Here is a 6,078-nt window from a genome sequence, read left to right as displayed (position 1 = left end):
AACGGCAAGATCAACCTGGATTTCATCGTCACAGTACCCGGTGAGCTGATCAGCAACAAATGGCAGGTCCAGCTCACGCCTGTAGCCTACAAGTCTGCCGATACGTTGTATCTGGACAGGATTTTTCTTTCCGGGGCTGACTTTGCCAAGATGCAGAGAAAAGGTTACATGCGTTACCAGGCATTTATGAACTCCATTATTCCGGACAGTCTCTACCTTCAGAAACTATTCGACGAGAAAGGCTACAGGAAAGCCCTGGCCGAACTTGAAGAAGAGTACTTTCAGGCATGGAAACATGAGGTTATCAGCAAAGAACGCTGGATTGACTGGTCGGACAAGGCCAATGCGCGTTTTGCACTGTTCAATTACAGGATGGAGCGTAACAAACAGGCCATAGCCGGCTATAACTCAATACTCGAATATCTTCCGGCTTACCGGCTGCGTCGTGAGATGGATGGTAAGTATATTCCTTCCAAATGGAAAATATTTGCCGAGGGAAACTATAAGATCCGTACCCGGAACATAACACCGGAGGATTCGGCTTCCATCACCAGACGCTTCACCGACTATGCGAAGATGGCCGAGAACCGGAAAAGGAAAGAGCAGGCCGGTGAAATGTACGAGAAGTATGTGCGCTTTCCATATGAAGCGGCACGCCTGGATACGGTCATCAAGGAAGGCGATAACTTCGTATATTATTATAAGCAGGAACTTCCGGCTACGGAAAATACGAAAAAGATAGACCTGACCCTGGATGGGCAGATTCTTTCAAAGGATGAGACAAAGACGCAGCTCCCCCCTTCGGATACAATCACCTACTTCATATCAAGCATGGTGCAGTTTTTGGACCGCAGTCCACGTTACAAAAAGAAAATCATCACCCGTAAGGATGAAGTCAACCTTCGGGCATATGTGACCTACAAGAGCGGAGCCACCGAATTTTCCGAGGACATCGGGGATAACAGAGCGGAAATCGACAAGGTGTTCGAAACCATTCATGGTATCAATTATACAGGGGAGTTCCTCATCGACAGTATCCGTATGACAGCCACGTCATCTCCCGAGGGCAGTGCCGATATGAACCTTTTCCTTTCAAAGGGACGTGCACTGGCACTCAAGAAATACCTTGCCCTTCGCAGCGATGACCGCGAAGGAGTCGATACACTTTTCCGCCCGCGTTGGATCGGCGAGGACTGGAACCGGCTGCATGAACTGGTACTGGCAGATGACAGCCTGGAAAACAAGGCATATCTTCTGCGTATCATGAAAGAGACGGACAATCCGGATAACCGGGAGTATGCCCTGCGTAAATATCCCGCCGACTACATGCGTATCCGGGGAAAGCATTATCCGTTACTGCGCGGTGTGGAGTTCAAATTCCATCTTCATCGCCGGAACATGCTCCAGGATACGATAGTCATGCCGGTTATTGACACTACCTACATGCAGGCAGTAAAAATGATAGAAGACAGACAATACCGGCAGGCCCTTGCCATACTGGACGTATCTTATCCGGATGACTACAATACGGCAGTGTGCCTGATGTCCCTGGGCTATGACAAGCGTGCGCTTGAAATCATGACGGAACAGGCGGACACTTCGGACAGGAACTATCTGCTGGCCATCCTGTACAGCCGCCTGAAAAGAGAGGAAGACGCCCTCAAAATGTATGTCAAGTCATGTGACCAGGATGCTTCCAAGATATGGAGAGGAAAACTCGATCCGGAAATTAACAAACTGATAGTAACTTATAATTTATATAAAGATGAACTATATTAACAAGCTGGCATCCTTCGCGGTTCTTGTAACCGCACTGAGTGGTTGTGACTTCAACGAGGATTTCTGCATAAGAAACGGGGAACTTGTTGCCTGGTGTGATTTCAGCGGAATCAAGGAGCCGCTGCCCATACCGGCGCAGCGGCACATGATTGCGTTTCCTCTCGGGCATACGGATATCCCTTCAGGTACGGAAACGGCCTTTACACAGGATACCCTTCGCTGGAGTATTCCCCAAGGTGAATACCGCTTCCTGTTCTATACAGGAAATTACAAAGTAAGCGATATTCAGAACTACCATGAAGCGTGTCTTACCGTACAGACAGATACAGTGGAAGGCGGGGCTTACATCCCGGAAATACAGGACTTCTGCTGTTCGGTCATGTTCAGCGAACATCTGGAGTATCAAAATACCAAAAGGGTGGAAGTCAGCCCCTCGGCATTCGTCCAGCGTCTGAACATACAGATCAATGTATCCGGTAATACTGTTCCCCTATCTTCTTTGAAGGGTACGCTTTCAGGCATTTCCACCGGGCGATATCTCGTCTCCCGTGAAAGGACAGGGAATGCAAGCCTCACTACCATATTTGCACGCAAACAGGATTTTAACCGGTGGCGTACAAGCCTGTATGTATTCGGTTTCAGTCCCGTAGCGGAGAATATACTGACAGTGAAGGTTGAGATGGATGAAGAGGATTCCGCATTCAATGAAGAGCAGACGGTTGACCTGACACCGTACATCAGAGGTTTCGAAGGTGAGGAACTTTCATTGGAACTCAATCTGCATGTCGGTAAAGAGCTGACCATAGACCAGCCGGTTGTCATTCCGGATTGGGAGGAGATACCTGAAACAGAATTATAAAACTATAACTAATATTTTTTTTATGAAAACAAGATTTTTTCTTTCAGCGGTAATGACCGCAGGTTTACTGGCTTCATGCAGTAACAGTGAAGAGACATTTATTGAAAACGAAACAGACCGGGAACATACGCTTGCACAGCTGAATATCCTGCCAACCGTAGGAACAGAGACCAGGGCCGGTTTTATCCCCAAAACGGACTGGGCGGCGGGTGATGCTCTGGGGCTGTTCATGTACAAGGCAACCAGATGGGGTGATGCCTATCCGCGTTATGATGCCCAAAACAACAAGTCAACCAAAGAGACAAACGGCTGGTCGCAGGCCAGTCCGGTATATCTCCTTTCGGACGAGGCAACAATATGGGCATACTACCCGTATAACGGTGCGGTAACCGATGGAACAAAAATACCCGTCCCTATCAACGCAGGCACATCCGTCGATTACATGTGGGGAAAAAGTTCCAACCAAGTGTCGGTAATTGAAACCGAGGCTAAAATACCGATGAGACATGCCCTCTCACAGTTTGTCATCCGTTTGAAAGTTTCCCCCGAGTATCATAACGACGGGAATCTTACATCGGCCAAGCTGAAAGCATCGGCCGCCAAGTTTGCCACCGTCGGGACGATGAACCTGAACGATGAGGGGAAAATCACATTCCAGCCGACCAGTACCGAATTGTCATGGAGCCCGAACACTACCGTCCCTGCCCAGGGAGAGCAGGCGGTAGACTATGCCGCAGCCATTTATCCGATGAGCATTTCCGAGGGTGAGGTATCGCTCGAGGTCGTAATCGATGGTGCGACCTATGCATATTCCATTCCGCAGATTCTTTGGGAAGCCGGAAAGAGATATATCTACTCGGTCACCATGCGCTCCAATGATGCGGAAATCGGTGGGGAGAACGGGCAGTCTGTAACGATAGAGGGTTGGACATCCACTGAGGAGGATATCACACTTGTACCGGTCAAATAAATTAGTAACCTATGGGGGAGCCTTCCGGTTCCCCATAAAACAGAAATCATGATAAAATTGATAAAACCGATTGTTTGCGCAGTACTGCTGCTTTCCTTTTCATCCTGCGGTGAAGATGCCGCAGAGAGGGAAACCGTCGCCGGCAGCGGGCTTGTCACATTCACCGCCGTCACCGGGGATACGGGAACACGAAACACCCAGGAGGGCAGCTTTGAGACAGGCGATGCCATAGGCGTGTTTGCCATTGAACCGAAGACCGGTGTATATTGGGCAGTGAACAATGAATACATCTATGACGGCAGCACATTCAAACCTGCGACGGAAGCGGATAATATTATTGTAACGGTGGGAACCGATTTCGACTTCTATATATACTATCCTTTCAAGGAAGGAGAAACGGACATTACTTCCATATCCCATTCTGCCGGAGATCAGGATGAGAAGTCCGGATGGCTGTCAGCGGATTTCATGACTGCGACCTATACGGAACCGGTTCTGAACTATACGATACCGCTGGATTTCAGACACAGACTCTCAACAGTGGAAGTCAGGATCGAGCGTAACGAAGGAGTCCGGGAGGCTGCCATAGAGAATGTGAAACGCACGAGCCGTTTCAACCTGCTTACCGGTGAGGTTGTTACGGACGAAAGCAGAGGTAACTGCCGGATGTACAGATATTCCCAGCAGGGAGATGCCACAACGGTATTCCGCGTGACCGTTCCCGCCCAGACGCTTACGACTTCCTCCAACTATGTAACCCTTACGGGAGATACGGACATAAAACTTCGTGGAACTTCCGATATGGTCACCTATGCCGGTCAGATACACAATTACAGTATCGACTACAAGAAACAGATTACCGTTCTGGATTATACAGCGGGCGGGACCACCACAGGTGCGGGACTCTACAATATCGGAAGTACCTGTACAGTGAGGGCAAACGTGAATGGCGGTTATGAGTTTGCAGGGTGGTATGAGGCAGGCAGGATCGTATCCGATGCGATACAGTACAGTTTCGAGGTTCTGACAGACCGTACCCTTGAACCCAAATACCGGAATTACGGCAGTTGGTCGGTTACTTTGACGGCAAGCCCTTCATCCCTGGGCTGGAAAGGAGGCAACTCGACGCTTACTGCGGGAGCTTTGCGTGACGTATTTATAAATGGCATAAAGGAAAACTCACAAACCGGTTCCCCGTCCATTACCGGTGGCTCGGACGGTTTCTTCCTTTCAGGAAATACGGTAACGGTAGCGGAGAACAACACCGCATCCGCACGCAGCTGTGTCTTTACGGCAAACTACGGTGGAAATTCCGCCACAGCCACAATCAGCCAGGAGGCAGCCCCGGTCAGCTACTATTTCAGCTATACGGATGGCAGCACTACCCATAGTGAACGTACCGAGGCGAGTGCCGGTTCATTCACATTGAGTATAACAAGCTATAAAGTGACAGGTAACAGCCGCAGGGATCTTTCCTGGAGTGTGTCAGGAGACAGCTGGATTCATGTGTCCGGAAGTTCGGTAAGTTATGACGAAAACCCGGGGAAAGAAATCCGTAGTGGAAACGTGACGCTCACACAGGCAGAAAGTGGAAAAACAATAACATTGACTGTAAGACAAAAAGGAAAGACTTCCGTAGATATTGATCCCTAATTGAAGAATTAACCATAAACGATATGATAAAGGCATATAAATGTATTATGACAGCCATGCTTCTTTGTCCTACTGTTCTTACGGGCTGTTCGGATGAAAAGGACCCGCTTGAACAGGAAGGGGAAAAAGAGCTCCGGGTGGAGAACTGTTTCAGCCGTGGTGTCGGGACAGATGTGGACGGCTCTCTTGTAAAGGATTTCGGGATGGTATTGCTTGATGATGCAGGCGATACTTACGCCAGCGTACCGGGACCGGTACATGTGACGTACGATGACGGCTGGATCTTTTCGGAAGTCACGCTCACTGAAGCTATCTGCAGACTGTTTGCTTTTTCTCCTTTCCAGGAAATTCCGGGAAAGGAACTGCCCGTAAGCCTGGTTTCCCAGACAGATTATCTGGCTTCGGAGGAGTTGCGGCTCAACTGGCAGAACCACAGGGCAAGCATTGAGATGAAACACCTGCTTTCCCTTCTGGAATTTACAGTGGAAGGGAGCGATGCATGTACCTTGAACATGGAAGAACTTCCTGTGGAAGGCGCATATGACCTTACAAGCGGAAGCCTGTCCGTGAAAGATAATAACGGAAGCATTGCTTCCAAAGGAAACATACTGCTTCTGTTCCCTGGCAAAACGGAAGAACGCAGGATACAGATCCATTACCGGGACAATGTTTACGACTGGTACCTTCCGGCCAATACGTTTGAGGCCGGAAAGAGATACACCTACATATTGTCCCTAAGCAAAGAAGGGATGCTCATTCTCTCCGGTGTGAGCGTCCGTCCCTGGCAGGCAGGTGGAGATTATACCGGATCAATTAA

5 protein-coding genes are annotated in these 6,078 nt (G+C 49.2%); all 5 read left to right on the top strand.

The window, feature by feature from the left end:
* The coding region (locus tag AB5903_RS21500) for a hypothetical protein (RefSeq protein ID WP_368118262.1) at positions 1–1,779 on the top strand (1,779 nt) is incomplete at its 5' end.
* On the top strand, positions 1,766–2,638 hold the full coding sequence (locus tag AB5903_RS21495) for a hypothetical protein (protein WP_272709840.1): 873 nt from the start codon (positions 1,766–1,768) through the stop codon (positions 2,636–2,638). The genes AB5903_RS21500 and AB5903_RS21495, both read left to right, overlap by 14 nt.
* 22 nt (positions 2,639–2,660) lie before the next feature.
* Positions 2,661–3,608 carry a fimbrillin family protein gene (locus AB5903_RS21490; RefSeq protein ID WP_272709841.1) on the top strand — a complete coding sequence of 316 codons (948 nt, stop codon included), beginning with the start codon at positions 2,661–2,663 and terminating at the stop codon, positions 3,606–3,608.
* A gap of 48 nt (positions 3,609–3,656) precedes the next feature.
* Positions 3,657–5,261 (top strand): fimbrillin family protein, encoded by a 1,605-nt coding sequence (locus AB5903_RS21485; protein ID WP_272709842.1) that lies wholly within the window; start codon positions 3,657–3,659, stop codon positions 5,259–5,261.
* A 23-nt stretch (positions 5,262–5,284) separates the two neighbouring features.
* Positions 5,285–6,078, top strand: a 794-nt coding sequence (locus tag AB5903_RS21480; protein ID WP_368118261.1) for a fimbrillin family protein, incomplete at its 3' end; no start/stop codon positions are given.

The sequence above is a fragment of the Bacteroides sp. 2201st1_D9_2201SCRN_220225 genome (assembly GCF_040928965.1).
Lineage (GTDB): Bacteria > Bacteroidota > Bacteroidia > Bacteroidales > Bacteroidaceae > Bacteroides > Bacteroides stercoris.
Note: the sequence above shows the minus strand (reverse complement) of the source record. Positions and strands in the feature narration are given on the sequence as shown.

What these genes read in the sequence shown, in the direction of transcription:
- AB5903_RS21495 (WP_272709840.1), top strand. Translation starts at nt 1,766, where the DNA reads ATGAACTATATTAACAAGCTGGCATCCTTCGCGGTTCTTGTAACCGCA.
- AB5903_RS21490 (WP_272709841.1), top strand. Translation starts at nt 2,661, where the DNA reads ATGAAAACAAGATTTTTTCTTTCAGCGGTAATGACCGCAGGTTTACTG.
- AB5903_RS21485 (WP_272709842.1), top strand. Translation starts at nt 3,657, where the DNA reads ATGATAAAATTGATAAAACCGATTGTTTGCGCAGTACTGCTGCTTTCC.